A 17844-nucleotide genomic window follows, 5' to 3' on the forward strand; every position below is an offset into this window, starting at 1 on the left:
TTAAAACTGCTTAGTCGCGTTAATCGATACTCGGTTTTCGTCATAGGTTCTGCCCACTATATTGGAGCTACGATGAGTAAATTGGTAGCGGTAAGTGAGGAAGAACCCTTCGATGAGGTCTTGATTTAGTGACAGATCATAGCGACTGTACTTATCCACTTGGTCGATGCCATTGAGGCGATCAAATGTGTAGTGGTCGTAATCAAATGCAAAGGCAATGATCAGCTTACGACTTAACTTGTGGTCTAAGCTAATTCCGCCACCATAAGTTGTGTCTTTGACAAAATCCGTTACATCACGCAAACCTTCACGGGTTTGGTGGCGTAACTCAAAATCTAGCCCTGAGCGGCGAAGGTCTAAGCCAGTATTCCATCTAAAGGTTTTATCAAGCTTTTGCTCTTCCACACTATCACCTTCAACAAAGAAACGGCGATCGAAGCTTGTGGGCTCTTCAATGTAGCTAATGTCGGTACTAATACGGCGCTTTTGGTGGAAGAAGGTGAATTCATAGGCATCACCATAAAAACGCTTACTATATTCAAAGAACAATTTGGTGCGGCGATTCGGCTCGAGATTAACCGCAGCCCCCACATAATCTTCGTTTTTATCTTTATCTAGAGAAAAGTTATAGCTCAGTTCGAAGTAGCTTAAACGAGAGCGAAAGTAACGAACTGCGGGTCCCCAGCTTTCTGACTCTCCCACCTTTTCCGATGAGCTAACACCTTGCAAGTAACTCTCAGCATAGTAGCGAATAAAGGGGCTGAAGCCAGAACGTTGCTGCAAACCCAACTCACCTTTATATTTAATATTTTCAGTTTCTGAAGAGTTCCCCCGCGCTTCACGGCGAATGTAGCTAGAATCAATTAACCAAAATACTGAATTTACTTTTTGGCCATTTTTAAACAGCAGTGATGCGTCATAGTCGTTGTTATTACCACGGTCGTCTTCATAACGATACAAGCTACTGGCAACTCGAGCGTTTAGATCTACCCATTTACGGGGGTTTGATTGATAGTTTAAACCTAGGCCTAACTCGCTGCCTTGAATCAAGTCTCCAGAAATCACATCGGTAATAGCATTGCTACTTACCTCAGCAGGCAGAATATCAACAGATGCAACAGCATCTACACTAAAGCCAGATTTCCCCAGTTTTTTATCACCAGTAAAATCTAGCTCGTGATAAAGCTTATTTTTTTCGGAGTCGTAAGAGTGGTAGGTTTGCCTTGCCCGATAATCAAGGGAGAGTTCACCGTCTTTACCAATAACTTCAGAGACAATGCCCGCTGATAACACACCAATTTCACCAGACTCTGGCGCTTCTTCGGTAAGACCTGCATTATCGGTATAAACTAGCTCCGCACCGATTTCTGGGCGAAACTCTACCTCTGCGGCATTAACCGAGCTTGATATTCCAACAGCAATAACAAGCGCAACAACTGCTCTAGGCGCTGCGTTCTTCCTCATAACCATAGCCATATCCGTAGCCATATCCGTAAGTCCCTGTTTTGCCGTGTACTGCTTTATTCAATACATATCCGATCGCCAGCTCATCGCTAAATTGCGATACAGCAGATCTAATCGCAACGAGCTTAGTTCCATCTTGTTCAACTACCACCACTGCTTGCCCAATGAAGTTAGACAATACCACCGTTTCGTTTACCCCGAGTACCGGTGGGCTATCGAACAATACTACGCGGTCGGAATAACGGCTATTTAGCTCTTCAGTAAGAGAGCGCATTTTGTCACTGGCCAACAACTCATTGCTCAAGTGATGCGGCATTCCTGCCGGCATAATTCTTAAATTAGGTATATTGGTGTGATAGATAACATCAGCAATGTCATCAGTTTCACCTAATAGATACTCCATCAAGCCCATGTGTTGACCAATACCCAAGGTTTTACTCACAGTTGGCTTTAACACGTCAGAATCAATTAACAGTACTGTTTTATCCTTTTCCAAGGCTAAGCTCAGCGCTAAATTAATTGAAGTGAATGTTTTACCTTCCCCGGGGTTAGCACTAGTAACCATGATCAAGTTACTTTTATTTTTCGGTATTAGACCTGGCTCAAATGCATTCTTAATCAGCTTACGCTTAATGCTTCGGTACTCATCACTGAGCATTCTGGTTTCGCGAGAGCGAATATCTGACAGCATGCCTAAACGTTTTAACACTGCGGAATCTATTTGCAATACCGGTTTTTCACGCTTTTCTGTCGAGGGTTCACTACTAGCCGCAGCTTGGTTTGACTCAGCAGCTTCAGGCTGTTCACTACCCTCTTGCTTGGCTTGGGCTTGTTTAGCAAGCTTGCCCATTGCTTTTTCTATGGTACTCATAGCAATCCACCTAAACCGGTAATAATTTTACTGTGTAAGTTTGGCAATAGGTTGATCACCATAAAGCCAACAAAGCCACATAGTAAAACCGCGTTAGACAATACAAACACTCGCATCTTACGTTTTTCTACTTTCAACAAACCAGAGCTTTCTGTGGCAGATACCACTCCTAGAACAGGATAGCCAGTTTGCTGGTATAATTGCTGAATACTTGAAACCACTGGGTTCACTTGGCTAAAGGCCAGCGACAAACCAACCCCAACAGCTAGGGCAAAAATCAGCACCCCGGCAATTAATAGCGGACGTTTCGGACCAGAAGGTTCAATGGGAACCCTTGGAGCATCAATAACCCTAAACTTAATGTCGTCGGTAGTTTTGCCGGCACTTTGTGAAATAAGCGCGCTCTCTCTGCGCGATAACAAGTCTTCGTACTTAGACTTGGTAATTTCATAGTTACGGTTAAGCCCAGTAAGCTTTGCTTCTACGTCAGGCACCTGGCGTAGCTGCTCCTCTAAGTTATCGACTTTCTCTTTGTGTCTTTGCTCACGAACTTTAAGCGAAGCGACATCATTCTCAATTTGACTAACAGTAATCTTGAGATCTTGATAGATCACCGATTCCGAGGCGAGAGCTGCAGGCGTTTTTGCAGTAGTTAAGGCATTTTCTTTTTGCTTTTGCAAAGAAGCCAATTGACGCTGCACTTCCACCACATCAGGGTGACGCTCGGTATAGCGCAACAACAAGTCGTCTAAGCGCGTTTGCATTGCCAAAATACGATCATCAAACTCAGTTCGAACGCGCGCGGTTTGTTGGGAGGCCAATACCTCTTCACTAGCCAATTGCGCTCTGGCTGAGACCAATTTGGTTTCGGCCTCACTAAGTTGTAAGCGAGTCTCTTCTAACTGCTTTTTAACGTTCTCAAGATTACTGTAGTAAGTAGACTCTTTACCAGGCAAAAAGGCTGTGTATTCCTGCTTGAAAGAAGCTAGGCGTTTTTCCGCTTCAATCAGGCGCGTCTCATACTCTTCAATCTGCTGATTAATAAATGAGTTGGCGGTATCAGTATCTTGGCGCTTTTCACCTAGAGTATTCTCAACAAATACGTCCAATGCCGCTTGCACTACATCACGAACGTACTGTGGTGAGTCGGCTTCGAAACTAATGGTATAGAGATTTTCTCGACGCGTTTTGTCGATCTCGATAGTCTCTTTTAGGCTATCTAGCAATGCGTCATATTCAGTGCTGTTATTCACCCTAACGTCAGCATCACTAGCCCGAGCAATTTTTTCCAGATTGCTACGACTTAGCAAAGTTTTAACCATCATCGCTAACTCTTGACTGGGGTCAGTCTGAATGGCTAAACCTTTAAGTAGAGGCTGCAATAATGAGCGAGTATCTGCGTAAACCCGAGCCTCGGCAGTGTATTGATTTGGCATCAATGTCACAGCTATCCAGCCAATAGGGCAAATAATCCACAGTGCGATTAAAATATAACGGCGCTTTAACCATACCCCTCGCAGGTATTGCAGAAAGTCCTCAATTAAATCTTGCATTTATACGACTACTCCGACTAAAACCATGCTTCTGGGATAATGATAATATCACCAGGAAGAACGTCTACATTGGCTTCAATCTCACCGTCTTGAATCAATTTACCAACAAGTACTTTATATGAACGCTGCTCACCGCTAACCACTCGAACTAAGCGGGCGTTATCGCCATCAGCGTATTCTGTTAGACCTCCTACCTGAATCATCACATCCAGCAGCGTCATATCTTCGCGATAGTTAATTGCTTGAGGCTCGAAAGCTTCACCAATTACTCTAACCTGCTCGCTAAATGGTCCAATAAAGCCTTCAACAGTAACAGTTACGATCGGATCACGAATAAACTCCGCTAATTCTGATTCAATCAGACGAGCTAATTCAGTTGGTGTTTTACCCGATACCTCTAAGTCTTCAACTAGTGAGGTAGACACCATGCCGTCTGGACGCACAATGAAGGTGCCCGATATTTCAGGGTTACGCCATACAAAGATGTTGAGTTCATCACCTGGGCCAATCAGATACTTGTAATCAGCTGGGTTAGCAGTAAGCGACGGATGAACCGACGCGCCAGGTAAAGTAGGTAGGTTGTTCGAGCAAGCGGTTAGGAAAAGCCCTATCGCCATAAACGAGAGCAATTTAATTACTACTTGGTTGAGTTTTTTCATAGCACTGTCCATTTCGCTGAGAGTCCATCAAAATAACATTGATTGAGGTGGTCCTTTTTTCCATGATAGTGTGCGAGCGCGCATGTTGTAAATCTCTTGAGCTAAATAGTTTTAATATATCGACATTTATCTACTGGCTGTTGGAAATGTAAAGTGCAGGTAACAAACTTAGGTTTAACTAGCTGGGCACAAGTAACACCGATTTTTTGTGGCTCTGCGTTTAAATCTCGGTATACTGATTAGTCTTAAAACTATATTTAATATCTTGTTTCAAGGAAGAAGCGTGGCTGGTTCGAAATTTCATAATCTAGATCCCGGTAGTAGAGCGATCATTCTTGCCGAATTTTTGGTGCTCATCGGGGTTTTTGTCATTGGTGTTGAACTTCTCCGCTTTAGCGGCTTTGAAGGCATCCCCGCCTATGGCGAAGGAATACTGTTATTACACTGTTTGGCATTTACCTTCCCAATACAACTGTCAATATTGTCAGTTGGCTTATATAACCAAAAAATTCGTGAAACCTTTCGTGGAGTAATACGCCGTTTATTAGTAAGTATTGCCTTAGGTTATTTCATATCTTCGGTTATTTATGTACTTACGCCCTTAGATGTTCTTCCTGGTAATTTCCGCGAGCTGCTTTACGCCGCAGTCATGATGGGCTTAACCACTATTCGTTACTTTGCGCTTAAAATGCAATATGAGCATATGGGTCGCAAACGAATTTTGGTATTAGGAGCCGGTGAACGCGCCAGTATTATTGAAAAACGCATGCGCCGTAAATCTGACCGCGTAAGCTTTGAAATGGCCGGTTTCATTCGTATGCCCGGTGATTCTGATGACGGTATTCAACGCGAAACTATTCTCGAGCTTGATCAACCCTTAGAGTCATTTGTACTGGCCAACGGCGTAGAAGAAATTGTAATTGCAGCCGATGAGCGGCGCGCCAACTTGCCGGTAGATAGTTTATTTTTGTGTAAACTGCGTGGTGTTGAAATCACCGATATTATCGACTTCATCGAGCGCGAATCAGGGCAAATTGCTGTAAACCTTATTTATCCTTCATGGGTTATTTACAGCAATGGTTTCCATTCTACCAACTATTTACGTAGCTCTTTAGATTGGGTATGTAACACCTTCTTAGGCCTCATCGTATTGTTCCTCACTTGGCCATTGATGTTAATTACCGTCATCATGATTAAGTTAGAGGAAGGCATTCGAGCCCCCGTGCTCTACTCGCAAGAACGCATTGGTTTAAACGGTCAACCATTTAACATTTACAAGTTCCGCAGTATGCGCACCGACGCCGAAAAAGATGGGGCTAAATGGGCGCAAAAAGAAGACCCTCGAGTAACCAAAGTAGGTAACTTCATTCGTAAATACCGCGTCGATGAGCTGCCGCAAATTTATAACGTATTGGTAGGCGATATGGGTTTTGTAGGGCCCCGACCAGAGCGCCCTGCGTTTGTAAAAGAGTTGGTATTATCAATTCCTTATTACAACCAGCGCCACAACGTTAAACCAGGTTTAACTGGCTGGGCTCAGCTTAAGTACCCTTATGGAAGCACTGAAGCGGATGCACTTGAGAAGCTAAAGTTTGACCTTTACTACATCAAGCACCGAAGCTTCCTGCTCGACCTTTTGATATTGGTGCGTACCGCAGAGATTATTTTGTTCGGAAAAGGGCGTTAATCTTTGGTAGCAACAGAGTCAAGCAACAAACTAAACAACAGCGGCTTACTTCAAGCCGCTGTTGTTCTTGGTACTACCGCCTTAATTGCCTTGCTCTTTTGGCCGGTAGTATTAGATATTTGGCGCTATAGCTTTGATGATGGCACCTACTCGCATGCATTCTTGATCCCAATTGTTGCTCTGTATGTGCTTTACGATTGCCGTCAACAACTGCAGTTTCGTCAAGGTGCTAGCTTGTGGTTGGTATTGTTAATTGCCAGTTTAGCCATAGAGTTGCTGCTTTACTTAAGCCAAATTAGCTTGCCCGTTAGAGCGCTGTTACCCTTTGTTTTGCTATTTAGCTTATTGAGTATCTTCAAACACCACAAAAGCCTTTATGTGTATGCTTTGGTGCTCCTCTTTGCCACTCCGATTTGGGGCATTTTGTCACCACCTTTACAAAGCTTATCTACCACCGTTGTAGAGATGGTTATGGCCTATACCCATGTTCCTAGTTACTTTGAAGGAAATGTAGTGTCAATTCCTTCAGGGCAATTCGAAATAGCTAACGGCTGTAGTGGCTTACGCTACTTTATTACCTCTTTGTTTCTGTGTTTGTTATATATCTATTTCAATATTCGCAGTGTTAAAAATGCTTTAATCTTTTTTGCTATTTGCATGTTTGGTGCGTTAATCGTTAACTGGGTTCGGATCATCACAATCATTTTGATTGGCCATGAAACGCAGATGCAAAGCGAAATAATTTATGATCATAACAACCTTGGCTGGTATTTATATATCCCATACTTGTTATTAGCTTTTTATGTTGGTGGGAAGTTGTCCAGCGAGTTAGTAGCTCAAACCAAAGTAGAACAAACAGAAGGCCCTTCAGTTCGCGGTTTAGCCTTTGTTATTTTGGCGCAATTGATTTTTTCACCCAGCCTAATTGATTGGCCAGTATGGGATGCCAATAAACTAAACACCCAAGATACTAAAGCAACAACCAGTTACCACCAAGCCCTTCAAGTGGCTCAGTACCAGTCTGTTGAGCAACAAAGCCTTAGTGTTAATCAAGTAGAGCTCAATCATTGGGTGTTTTTGTTTAGCGGCTTAGGCTTAGACAATAAAGCCTCATTTTATTTAAATGAAGTAGTACCTGAGGATCTGCGAATTGATAGCTCAGAGACAGAACAAGCAATTAACTTCGTTTACTTCCGCTCTGCAGCCAACCGGCCTGGCGTGTTAGCTTATAGCTATGCAGGCGCTAAAGGCATGGTATCAAATCGTTTTGCTCTGCGAGCTCAACGTTTCAGCGAAATCCTCTCTGGGCAACGCCAAAGCGCAATTGTGGCCGCTTCTGCCTTGTGTGTCGACAACGACTGTCGTGAAGCCAAACAGGCGCTCTCGATGCAATTACTTAAATACCAAGACACCCAATTATTGTTTCAACAACCAGGTTAACGAGCCATTGCTGGCAAACCACCAGTTAAACTTTCTAAGAGGTTTTAGCGACCAGTTGGGGTTACTCATGGCTTTTTTCCCTTTCTTATCCATTGTGCCCTCACAGGTATTCAGCAATTCTTGAGCAAGCAGCTCTAGCAAGAATTCATCTTGTTGACGCTGTCGTTTTAGATACACCCCTTTGTAAACCATACCGGCTACATCGCAAGCATGTTGTCGCTCGGTCCATGAGTTTCTATCTTGAAAAATAGACTGCTTAAAAAATACCAAGTAATCCGGTATGTACAAAGTTTTACCTTTGTACTCCACCGTATATAAACCGTGATGTAGCAGCATGTCAGAAAAGTCGATAATCAATTCCGCTGCTCTTTGATCATCAGTCATCCAAAAGTAACGCCACAGTTGTTCTACCACCAATGCCGACATCCACGGAGAGCACACCATGTCTTTACTATTTTTATTGGAATGGGCTTTCAAACTGTGCTTTATACAACCACCTTGCCCCGGAGCGCTCACCCATAAGTCCTCGCGGATACCTTCAAGTAGCTGTTCTACCCGCTTAGAGGACTGCTCATCGCTATGTAACTCCCATTGGTTTAACGCCAAACTTAAAGCAACTGACAGATGACGTTCTGTCCAAAAGCCTAATTGAGTTGAATAGCGGGCTGGCCAAGCCAGTCCTTTTTGAGTCATTTTTTCAATAGCCAGCTTGGTCGACCGATATGGATAGAAAAGGTAGTCAATTAGCAGACCACCACTTAACATGTATTTGAGATCGGCCGAGCCTTTTAGTGCAAAATCACCATTGTCATCGAGCTGACTCATAAAAAACTGTGCTTGCTGGTGAGCTGTTTTCTTCCAACGTGGGTCTGCGGTCTTAAAATACAGCTGATAGAAGGTGAATGGTCGGTCATACAACCAGGGCGCTGCACTGTTAGTGGGTAATGTGGTTTTCTTGGCGGGATCTTTAGGTTTACTCACCTGCTCAATAATAGCTTCATCGGCACTGTAAGCCGCGTAACGCCAATAGGCATTGTCTAACCAACCCCAATCAATATTATTAGCGTTGTAAATTAGCGGGGAATACAGCGCCTTATTGAGCCAAGTTTCTGGGTAGTGCAGCTCTGCTAGCTGAGCTTCTTCAAAGCTTAGGGCTTGGTCCGGCTTCGCCAAACCTTCTCCCCAACTGAGCTCTACACTGCCTTGTTCCAAACCTTCAACTTTAAACAATACACCTCGATAGAATGCAGTGCTTTTCAGTTTTGGCCAAAGTAAATGGGCATGAGCGGTAAACTTAAGGCTTACCCCCTGCTGCTTCAGAGTAAAGCCCTGCTGTTCTGAGACTGTAAAATTAGGAAATGGAATAACGATGTAATGGAACTTATTCGTGCTGGGGAGAGTTTTAACATTTAGCTCAACACTTGCTTTTGCCACATTGCTAACAGCAGCCACCAAAAACAACAAACAAACAACTAACGGCCGCCAGACTATGCCTGAAGCATTAATAGCAAATCCTTGCATATTCCATATCCTCTATGTGAAAAAGGCGTTTACAATTGCTTATTCAGTTAAGTGCAAATGTACGGGTTGAGCAAGCCTAGTTAAGCTCGATGCTTGGTATTTAACTCCATAACTTGTACTTTCAGCGAATCAACTTCTTTATTGCCGTCTACTGAGATCCGCTTTAGTTGGTAAGCGCTCTGCGCATCTAGCTGAGTATTGATGCCATTCATAAAGGAGAATGCCAAACGGTAACCACACTCTTGTGCAAGCGCTTGGGTTTGCTCAGTAAAGCTGTCAGTTCGCCCTACTGGATAGGCAAGCATAGAAACCGCAGTACCCAGTTTGCTTTCGATGAAATCTCGCGATTGGGTTAACTCTTCGCACTGCTGCTCTAATGATAAGTGCGCTAAAATCGGATGGCTGCGTGTATGTGAGCCAATAGTCATTCCACCATCTGCCATTTCCTTTAGTTGCTGCCAGTTTGCAAACAAGCTATGTGAGCTGGGCATTGGAGGCGCTTTACACTCTGCTTTTAACATATCTAACTTCTCTTCCATGGAGAAACTATGGTCTTCCTTGAAGGCATAAAGCAGTTTACGGATATTCTGAGTTTGGTTTTTGCCACTTAAGTCTACAGCGTGGGACCAGTGTTTTAGTTTTAATGTATTAGACTGACAATGCTTAACTAGCCAAGCTACCTCGTCCCACCAGGCAAAAATGCCACCATTGGTGTATTCAGTCACCACAAAAAACACTGCGCTAAGCTGATGTTTTGTTAACAAAGGAAAGGCATGCTGGTAGCTATCAATATAGCCATCATCAAATGTGATTAACGCATAGGGTTTGGTGATGGCTTCACCCGAGTCAAGTAAAGCGATTAACGCGGCTTCATCTAATACTTCAAACTCTTGTTTATAAAACAGCAAATGTTGTTCAAATTGCTCTGCGGTACAGCTAAAAACGTTAGGGTCAAACTCACTAAAGCGTGCGTCGCCAATTCTATGATAATTAAATACATAAATGCCGGGCACGCGTTGCTGCCAGCGCTTTTGAGATACGCTACGCTTACCGAAAAAAAATTGCCGTATCTTGGCTTTATTCAGCATCCGTATGCTCATCTAAAGTTTTATAATTTGGCGCTTTAACTAGATAGTCTCGATACTGATTTGGGTTACCCGACTCACCAGCTTCGGCAGCTTTAGCCATGTTGTACATTTCACGCGCCGACACATAGTGCAATACGTAGTTTTCACCATCGTTATACTTGCTTTCCAAGTAACTACACATGTCATCGAAAGGTTTACCTAGCAAAGTGGGCATGTCTGCTTCTTGGGTACCATGGGTATGGATCTTAATGAAGCGCCACTCCGGTCGACCTTCGACATGAATATTTGCCTTAACCCACAAATCAACACGATCTTTGGTAGGCATCATGCTGGTGCGAATATCGGAGTTCTCGATTTGCGGGAAAATGCCTTTTTTACGCGCTTTCCAGTTAAGGTCTAGCGGGCCATTAATTAGCATTAAATCACCCCAAGCTTGGCCACCTACTTTGACCATTTTGCCAGTATCGTGTGACTTCGGCGCATGAGGATCGTCTTTGGCATAATAAATCGCGTTCACCGTTGCGGGTTGGGTAACACTCGGAGCAGACGGGAACGTATAATCAACAAAACAGCCGGTCTCTTTAAGCACAATAAGTTCGTCATTCACACCACACAATTTTCCATCCGGGTGCGAGTTATCTAAGGTCCAGTTGCCGTGAATAAATGCGTATTGTAGCTTGCCGGTCTCTTCACTACGTACAAAGGCGCCATGCTTCTCATGTAATAACTCGGTAAAGCCTTCCAAGGTTTTGCGCAAATTATCGCTGGTATCGTCGTCGTGGTGCAGATGAATTTCAATTTCACCAAAACCACGCGCACATATATCGGCTACCTTGGCTAGGTGCTCATAGCGATACTCTTCTTCTGGGTAGAAAAACGAATGTTTAGGGTGACAACCATCTGCATCTTGGTGTTTACCTGCCACTACTGGGTATTCATTAAACCAGCGGTCCACACGTGCGCGCTCTTGCTCAAGGCTAATGTTTTTACCCCACTGCGGCTCGTAGTGATCGACAAAACAAAACAACACGTGGGTTGGCCCTTCAAATTTAGCCTTGGCTCTAAACTTCTGTTTTAGGTAGTGAGGTAACCATAGGTGCATGTGCTTCTTTCGAATAATTAGGGTTACCGCTGCTGCGCCAACTAGCAGCAATACAATTAAAGCCAAAAAAATTATCACCGTGATGTCCTTTGCCATGTGCCTTGCACATTTTTAAACAAGAATGAGTAGAAGCCTTTTAATAAAGCCATATTCATAGATACAAAAAAAGTTAGAAACGCAATGCTGCCTGGTACGCTTTTACCCCGCTTACTGCGACTGTTCCCCCAAGCTGCCACCAAGTAGCCAGCCAATTGAACAGCCAACAAGCTGGCATACAAAGGCTTAGCCACCAGCATTAGGTTACACAGCAAGGCAATCAGCATTAAATGCGGGGTAAACCAGCGCAACACTTTATGGCTAAGGTAAGCAAAAAAGCGTGCACCTTGCAGTGGATTTAGAGCCCATAAACAACGAGTAAAAGCTTGGTAATTACCGGTACCAATACGAATTCGACGTTTTTCTTCATCGTGTAGTGAAGGTGCTACTTCTTCAAACGCTACCGCGTTTGGTTCATACAAAACCTTTTTCCCCGCCTTAGACACGTTCATCACAATCATGAAATCATCAACAATGGTGTTGGCAGGTAGCGCCTGATATAGGGGCTTAGCAATAGCGTAAATAGCGCCATTAGCCCCGAGTAGAGCACCTAAACGCGACTCATGAAACTTAAGCATTTGTTCATAACGCCAGTAGATACCGTCTTTGTTATCAGCTGATTCAGAATCAACTAAATGCAGCTCCCCACAAACCGCCCCAATGTCGTCACTATCAAAGTGCCTAACTAGGTTTTCGATAGCGTCCACTTCAAAATGGGTGTTGGCATCAGACATGACTAAAATCGGGTCTTCGGCCAATTCCACCAAGTCATTAAGTACATTTATTTTGCCGCGATTTTGCTCAAAGATATGGGCTTTAAAATTGCTCGCCTCCACGGCCTGCAAAATTTCTGCAGAACTATCGGTGCTGCCATCAGAGCCTATGTGAATGGTAAGTTTGTCTTTGGGGTAACTGAGTTGCAGTAAATTGTCTACCCGCTGCTGCAAACAACTCTCTTCATTATACGCGGCAATAATAATTGAAACAGACGGCCACTCTTTAGCTTCTAGTGAACGGCGTTCTCGGCGACGCCAGAGATAACGGGTATCTCGAACCGCTTGTTTAATACCGCTAATCATTAGCAGTACAACTGGATAAGCAGCATAACTGTAGCCAATTAAACCCACTGCCAACCAAAATAACAATTCCATTTACTGCTCCATCTCGGCTGACTTTCGGCGATATGCTTTAGCGGGAATACCTAACATGGTTGCGCCTTCTTCTGCAGATTTAGTTAACACAGCATTGGCGCCAACTTTTACCTGGTCAGCAACATCTAAATCACCAATAATTTTGGCGCCAGCACCGACAAAAAGCTCTGAGCCTAAACGCGGTGATTTGCCCTTTTCATCACCAATCACAACACCACTTTCTAAAGTAATGTTACTACCGCCCTTTACCTTAGAATTAATCACAATGCCTACAGGGTGCATAATCACAAAACCTGGGCCAAATTCCGCACCAGAACCAATCACGCAACCATTCATAAACTTATTCAGCCATTGGAAGAAATAGGCAAGCAAGCCCAAGTTGTGATTGGCGCACCAACGCATCCAACGATAAATAATGTTGGCACTAGAACCATCTGCCATCACAATCCTCAGCATGCTCACAGACGCGCCATCTAATCTGAAAATTTCTTGCTTACGACGAAAATCAGCTTTGATATTTTCCATCACTTCACCAAGGTTAATAGTTGTTCAGCATTATGACGCCACTGCCTTTCACGCTCGATATAAGCTCTAGCTTGCAGACCAACTTGCTGCTGCTGTTCCACTTGAGAAGAAAGGCTGAGCACCTTTTCTACACAAGATTCACGGTCGTTTGCTTTAAACAACCAACTGGTTTCGCCATCGGCTACAACTTCAGCAATAGGCGTAAAGTCAGGGGCAACCATACCTTTGCCCATAGCCATAAACTCAAACAGTTTCATCGGTGAGCCATAATCATTTGAGTCTGGCAAAATGCCGAAATCCATGGCAGACAAATAGGTCGGCACTTGGTCGTGAGCGACTCTTCCGGGCATAATAATTTGTTTCTCTGCCCCTGCATCAGCAATGCGTTGTTTAATACTTTGGTAACAAACGCCATCGCCCACCAACAATAAAACAATATTGGGATAATCTTTTAGGCGCTCAGCGATCAAATCAACAAACCAGTCGATACCGTGCCAATGTACAAAAGCACCCACGTAGCCAACAACAACTTTATCTTCTACCTCTAGCTTTTGGCGTAAGGCTAAAGCAGCAGCATCATCGATAATAAACTGATCTAAATCTGCAGCATTTGGCGAAATCACAGAGGGAGCAATATTAGGGTAAGCATCTTGAGCAACTTGCTGAAAACGACTAGAAATGAACACTAAACCAGTTGCGTTACTAAAAATCCATTTCTCAATTGAGCGAGCAAAACGTTGAAAAAATAGTTCACGAACACGATGCACTAAACAGGAGTCATTAATTTCCAACACAATCGGGATGTTATGGCGCTTTGCCCACCACACACTGGCAAACATGAACAATGAATAGCGCTCATAAACAAACTCTATTTGCTGCTCTTTAACCGCTTTACGTAAGCGCCACCAAGCCAACACATTAAAAGCTAGTTCAAACAGTTCAAACACAAATTCTGGGGTATGTTTGGTTAACTCAGCTAGGCGAGAAAATAAGCTCTTTTTAGCTGGCGGTTTAGCCGCTTGCTGCTGTTTCGGCGCTGCCAGCTCTTCTTCCGGATCAGCTCCAGGCAGAGATAAAATGCTTACCTTGTGGCCTAGTTCACGTAGACCTTTAACCACACCACGAATATGTACACCTTCGGCCCCTCGGCCACGTGTTCGGTGGTGGAACAAAATGTTCATTTAACTCAGCTCTCCAATGCTTTAAGTTCAAAACCTTGCGCTTGCCACTTAGGAATCAGTTCCGCTAGAGCGTCAATGCAAAGGTTGTTGTCATCATGAAATAGAATAATATCGCCTGCGCTTACTGGTTGCTGGTTAAAGCGTTTTATTAGTGTTGCACTAGGCTCTTTTTTGTAATCTAAGGAATCGCGACTCCAATGCACCGCAGTAATCCCACGCCGAATCAGATAAATCAGTAAAGAACTGCTCCAACGTCCTTGCGGGGAGCGGAATAAGCGACACGGTTGCTGAGTAAGGTTTTGAATAGCGTTGTTGGTCTGTTCTATCTGCAACTTGCGCTCAGCGGCACTGATATGATCAAAGCGAGGATGATTGTAAGAATGGTTGGCAAGGCTATGACCTTGCTCAGCAATTTGGCGTGTGAGCTCAGGAAACTTTTCTGCTCGCGCCCCTAATACAAAGAAAGTTGCTTTAGCTTGATGCTTAGCAAGCAGCGCCAATAAAGCGGCTGTGTACTCTGGATAAGGTCCATCATCAAAGGTTAAATAAAGCGCAGCCTCGCGTGGGCTTCTTTTAATCAGAAACCAACTATCAGGCAAAACTTTACTACGTATAAGATATTTGATCTTATTCAACATTAACTACAAATCCATTTGCGCCAATACTAAGAGCTTAAGCAAGCTTGTTAGTGTAACAAAATACCTGCTTAGCCCCAGCAAATTATTAACTTATCTTTTAAACTTCACCATTTTTCAACATTGCGAGAAATTGTTGTTGATTAAGCGACCAAGAAAACTGACTAGCATGCTGCTTAATCGCCTGTTTATCCCACTGTTTATCCAGTATCAGCTCTAGCCCTTCTGCCACCGCCGATGAACTCTTCGGCGGAATAAGCACGCCACAACAGCGAGTATCCATCACCTCGGGAATGCCCCCAACCTCAGTAGCTAATACCGGTGTGCCAGCCGCCATCGCTTCCAATACAACATTAGGCACCCCCTCTGCGTAGCTAGGCAGTGCGAGAAGTTCAGCATTGCCTATCCAAGCTGGTAGATCGGCGTGCGCAACAGAGCCCAAAAATGTCACTCGCTTTGTTAAGCCATCAACTTGCGCTTGTTGCTCAATGGTCGCTCGTTTGGCACCAGTACCAGCATAAACCAAGTTTAATGCCGGCTGTTTAGCGGCAATCTTAGCAAAGCCCTCATAGAGCTCTACAACGCCTTTGTCTGGCTTTAGGTTCCCTACATATAAGATGTAGTCTTGTGCTATTGGTTTGTCACTTTCACCACCAAATTTTTGATGATTGACGCCATTGTAGATAACAGAAACCTTGGATTGCTCTATTCCTAGTCGCTGCATTTCTTTAGCTAAAGCTTTCGATACTGACAAGATACCCAGTGCACTTTGACTGGCATTTTTTATTTGCTTTGCACGTGCGGGATCTTTTGCTAATTGGTTAATATCACTGCCATGTACCTTAAAGAAAAAGCGCGCTTTAAACAGTTTAGCTAACCAACTAGTTGCAACCGCTTCGGGGAAAGCCCAGCTTGCCATTAAGATTTTGACTTGCTTGCGTTTTAACCACAATCCAGAATGCGATAACAAAGACAAAAACATCATCACGCTATAAAAACGACGCCCCACTTTTGGTGTGTAAAAATACGGAGCGTAACGTAACTCTTCTGATTGCTTAATCTGCTTGCGATGTTTAAACCATTCAGGAAAGGCTACCGGAACTAACAGGCTTAACTGATACTCAGACTTTAACAATTCAAATTGCTGATGATTAAACTTAGCGCGATTCGGTTCCCAAGGGAGAGGGTATAAATTGGTGATGATCACCATTGCTGGCTTAGACTTCACAAATAGTTACCCTGTGTTTGCCGCTGGCTGTTAACGGAATATCATCCACTAACTCAAAATTAAGCATTAGTTCACCGTTGCTATATTTGTTTATTTCATCACTAATGGCTGTTTTATCTGCTTCGCTAAATTGCTCATTAGCTACAATTTTTAGAGTGACTTGTTCAAGTTGCTGTTGAACAACTTGAAAGCGCGAAATGCCGACAAACTCTTTAAATAAATGTGGGAACAACTCACCAGGAATACTGCCACCCGACGGCGTTTTTATAATGTCTAGCTTGCGCCCGTCAATGCTAGACATAATTGGCAAAGGGTTTCCACAACTGCAGGCCTGATGGTTAATTGTTGCGCGATCGCCATTTACATAACGAATCAAAGGCATCCCGTAGTTATAGAGATCGGTAACCAAGAGGTCACCGCTGGTCTCTGTTACCACCTGTCCTTGGCTATCGATTGTTTCTATCACTAAGTGGTCGATGTTCATGTGCAAATTACGTTGTTCTTGGCAATCTGCCGCCATCAACATAAATTCTCGACAGCCAAAAGTGTTGTACACCGGTGTTTTAAAAGCTTTCTCTATCTCTTCTCGTTGAAAGTCATGTAAAGGTTCAGCCCCAGTTAAAATAGTACTGGGTCGCCACACCTTTATTCCTTGATCGTTAATATAACGAGCCAGCTCATAAAGCGGGTTTACGTAAGACACCATAGCTGTTGGCTTATAGGCATTAATATCATCAACATACTCTTGTTTGTTACCTTGAGTCATAGCAAAAGAATTGAGCATTTTTCGATTATAGAAGCCGTGGTAAAGCGCATTTTTAATGGTTTTAAAGCGCGATGGCTGGCCTAAATCGGCTCCCCATAAGTACAAGGTTTTTTGGCCTAGCCCTGCGCCTAGCCAGCCATAACCCCGCCACATAACAGCTTCTCGGCGAGTATTACTGTTGAGATCCAGCTCAAAATGAAAAGGCTGTCCGGTAGAACCACCGGTGGACTTACGGATATTGTTTGGATGTTTGCTCGAAACAAACTCAGCATAGTGCTGCTTAATATCGTTTTTGGTGACTATCGGCAAAGCCTCAAAGTCACGCATGCTGCCAATATCACGCGGATCTTTAATTCCAGCTTCAGCCCAAACGCGAGGATAGTACTGAGTATTGTGGTAAGCATGCTGCAGCAGTTTTTGTAGCTCTTGCCATTGATGGGCTAACAGCTGCTCTTTAGTCCATGAAAGGCGTTGCTCATAAGCACCTAAGTGCTTTAACAAGTCTTTGCCTTTAACCGCCTCGTAGGCGGGCATTAAGCAGCTTCGTAAAAAAGATGGGTAAATGGCCATCGTTGACTTCCATATCCGTATGATAACTAATGTGTACAAGGCTCAAAGTATTGAACAGGCAAGTTGCTTACTCGCTTTTCTCAAGGCTGTTATTAACTACGTTCAATGAAACACCTTTGCTACTTACCCTAACATTTAAGTAAACAACAAACATCTACTACTGGGTTGGCGAGGTCTTCCATTAATCGAGCAATTCCTTTTACTTAGGCATTATAGTAACGCTAAACAGGCGTGAATTTAAACGCCAAGATTACTACTAATTTGTTGTTTTATACGTTAGCCTAATCAGCATTGAGCTTGGTGATGT

15 protein-coding genes are annotated in these 17844 nt (G+C 43.7%); 2 read left to right on the forward strand and 13 right to left on the reverse strand.

The window, feature by feature from the left end; all coding sequences use genetic code 11:
- Genes LQZ07_RS21765 through LQZ07_RS21780 form a run of 4 tightly spaced genes read right to left on the reverse strand, consistent with a single transcriptional unit; the run spans window position 1 to window position 4547 of the window.
- The gene (locus LQZ07_RS21765) at window positions 1-1488 is read right to left on the reverse strand and encodes a TIGR03016 family PEP-CTERM system-associated outer membrane protein (RefSeq protein WP_152785904.1); all 1488 of its coding nucleotides are present in this window, start codon (window positions 1486-1488) and stop codon (window positions 1-3) included.
- Window positions 1442-2335 carry an XrtA-associated tyrosine autokinase gene (locus tag LQZ07_RS21770; RefSeq protein ID WP_152785902.1) on the reverse strand — a complete coding sequence of 298 codons (894 nt, stop codon included), beginning with the start codon at window positions 2333-2335 and terminating at the stop codon, window positions 1442-1444. The genes LQZ07_RS21765 and LQZ07_RS21770 overlap by 47 nt, the downstream gene beginning before the upstream one ends.
- On the reverse strand, window positions 2332-3888 hold the full coding sequence (locus LQZ07_RS21775; protein ID WP_016404017.1) for an XrtA system polysaccharide chain length determinant: 1557 nt from the start codon (window positions 3886-3888) through the stop codon (window positions 2332-2334). Before LQZ07_RS21775 ends, LQZ07_RS21770 begins: the two co-directional genes overlap by 4 nt.
- A 17-nt stretch (window positions 3889-3905) precedes the next feature.
- Window positions 3906-4547 (reverse strand): XrtA/PEP-CTERM system exopolysaccharide export protein, encoded by a 642-nt coding sequence (locus LQZ07_RS21780; RefSeq protein WP_194164229.1) that lies wholly within the window; start codon window positions 4545-4547, stop codon window positions 3906-3908.
- Between the two features lie 283 nt (window positions 4548-4830).
- Between LQZ07_RS21780 and LQZ07_RS21785 the strand changes: the two genes are divergently transcribed.
- On the forward strand, window positions 4831-6234 hold the full coding sequence (locus tag LQZ07_RS21785; protein WP_016404019.1) for a TIGR03013 family XrtA/PEP-CTERM system glycosyltransferase: 1404 nt from the start codon (window positions 4831-4833) through the stop codon (window positions 6232-6234).
- A gap of 3 nt (window positions 6235-6237) precedes the next feature.
- Window positions 6238-7674: an exosortase gene (gene xrt / locus LQZ07_RS21790; protein WP_152785898.1), complete on the forward strand. Its 1437-nt coding sequence runs from the start codon at window positions 6238-6240 to the stop codon at window positions 7672-7674.
- Here xrt and LQZ07_RS21795 read toward each other — a convergent pair.
- The 9 genes from LQZ07_RS21795 to LQZ07_RS21835 form a co-directional block, all read right to left on the reverse strand.
- On the reverse strand, window positions 7651-9195 hold the full coding sequence (locus LQZ07_RS21795; RefSeq protein WP_152785896.1) for a hypothetical protein: 1545 nt from the start codon (window positions 9193-9195) through the stop codon (window positions 7651-7653). The genes xrt and LQZ07_RS21795 overlap by 24 nt on opposite strands.
- Before the next feature lie 80 nt (window positions 9196-9275).
- The gene (locus tag LQZ07_RS21800; protein WP_194164228.1) at window positions 9276-10283 is read right to left on the reverse strand and encodes a polysaccharide deacetylase family protein; all 1008 of its coding nucleotides are present in this window, start codon (window positions 10281-10283) and stop codon (window positions 9276-9278) included.
- Window positions 10273-11463, reverse strand: coding sequence for a hypothetical protein (locus LQZ07_RS21805; RefSeq protein ID WP_249483379.1), 1191 nt, complete (start codon window positions 11461-11463; stop codon window positions 10273-10275). Before LQZ07_RS21805 ends, LQZ07_RS21800 begins: the two co-directional genes overlap by 11 nt.
- Complete coding sequence (locus LQZ07_RS21810; RefSeq protein ID WP_152785892.1) at window positions 11460-12632, reverse strand: glycosyltransferase family 2 protein; 1173 nt, start codon at window positions 12630-12632, stop codon at window positions 11460-11462. Before LQZ07_RS21810 ends, LQZ07_RS21805 begins: the two co-directional genes overlap by 4 nt.
- Window positions 12633-13157: a serine O-acetyltransferase gene (locus LQZ07_RS21815; protein ID WP_040307672.1), complete on the reverse strand. Its 525-nt coding sequence runs from the start codon at window positions 13155-13157 to the stop codon at window positions 12633-12635.
- Window positions 13157-14338, reverse strand: coding sequence for a glycosyltransferase family 4 protein (locus LQZ07_RS21820; protein ID WP_152785890.1), 1182 nt, complete (start codon window positions 14336-14338; stop codon window positions 13157-13159). The genes LQZ07_RS21815 and LQZ07_RS21820 overlap by 1 nt, the downstream gene beginning before the upstream one ends.
- 5 nt (window positions 14339-14343) lie before the next feature.
- Window positions 14344-14976: a polysaccharide deacetylase family protein gene (locus tag LQZ07_RS21825; protein WP_152785888.1), complete on the reverse strand. Its 633-nt coding sequence runs from the start codon at window positions 14974-14976 to the stop codon at window positions 14344-14346.
- A gap of 97 nt (window positions 14977-15073) precedes the next feature.
- Window positions 15074-16201, reverse strand: a complete 1128-nt coding sequence (locus LQZ07_RS21830; RefSeq protein ID WP_249483381.1) for a glycosyltransferase — start codon at window positions 16199-16201, stop codon at window positions 15074-15076.
- A complete protein-coding gene (locus LQZ07_RS21835; RefSeq protein ID WP_152785886.1) occupies window positions 16191-17537 on the reverse strand; it encodes a phenylacetate--CoA ligase family protein in 1347 nt (448 codons plus the stop codon). The genes LQZ07_RS21830 and LQZ07_RS21835 overlap by 11 nt, the downstream gene beginning before the upstream one ends.
- Window positions 17538-17844: the final 307 nt, after the last annotated feature.

The organism is Agarivorans sp. B2Z047, assembly GCF_023373605.1.
GTDB lineage: Bacteria > Pseudomonadota > Gammaproteobacteria > Enterobacterales > Celerinatantimonadaceae > Agarivorans > Agarivorans albus.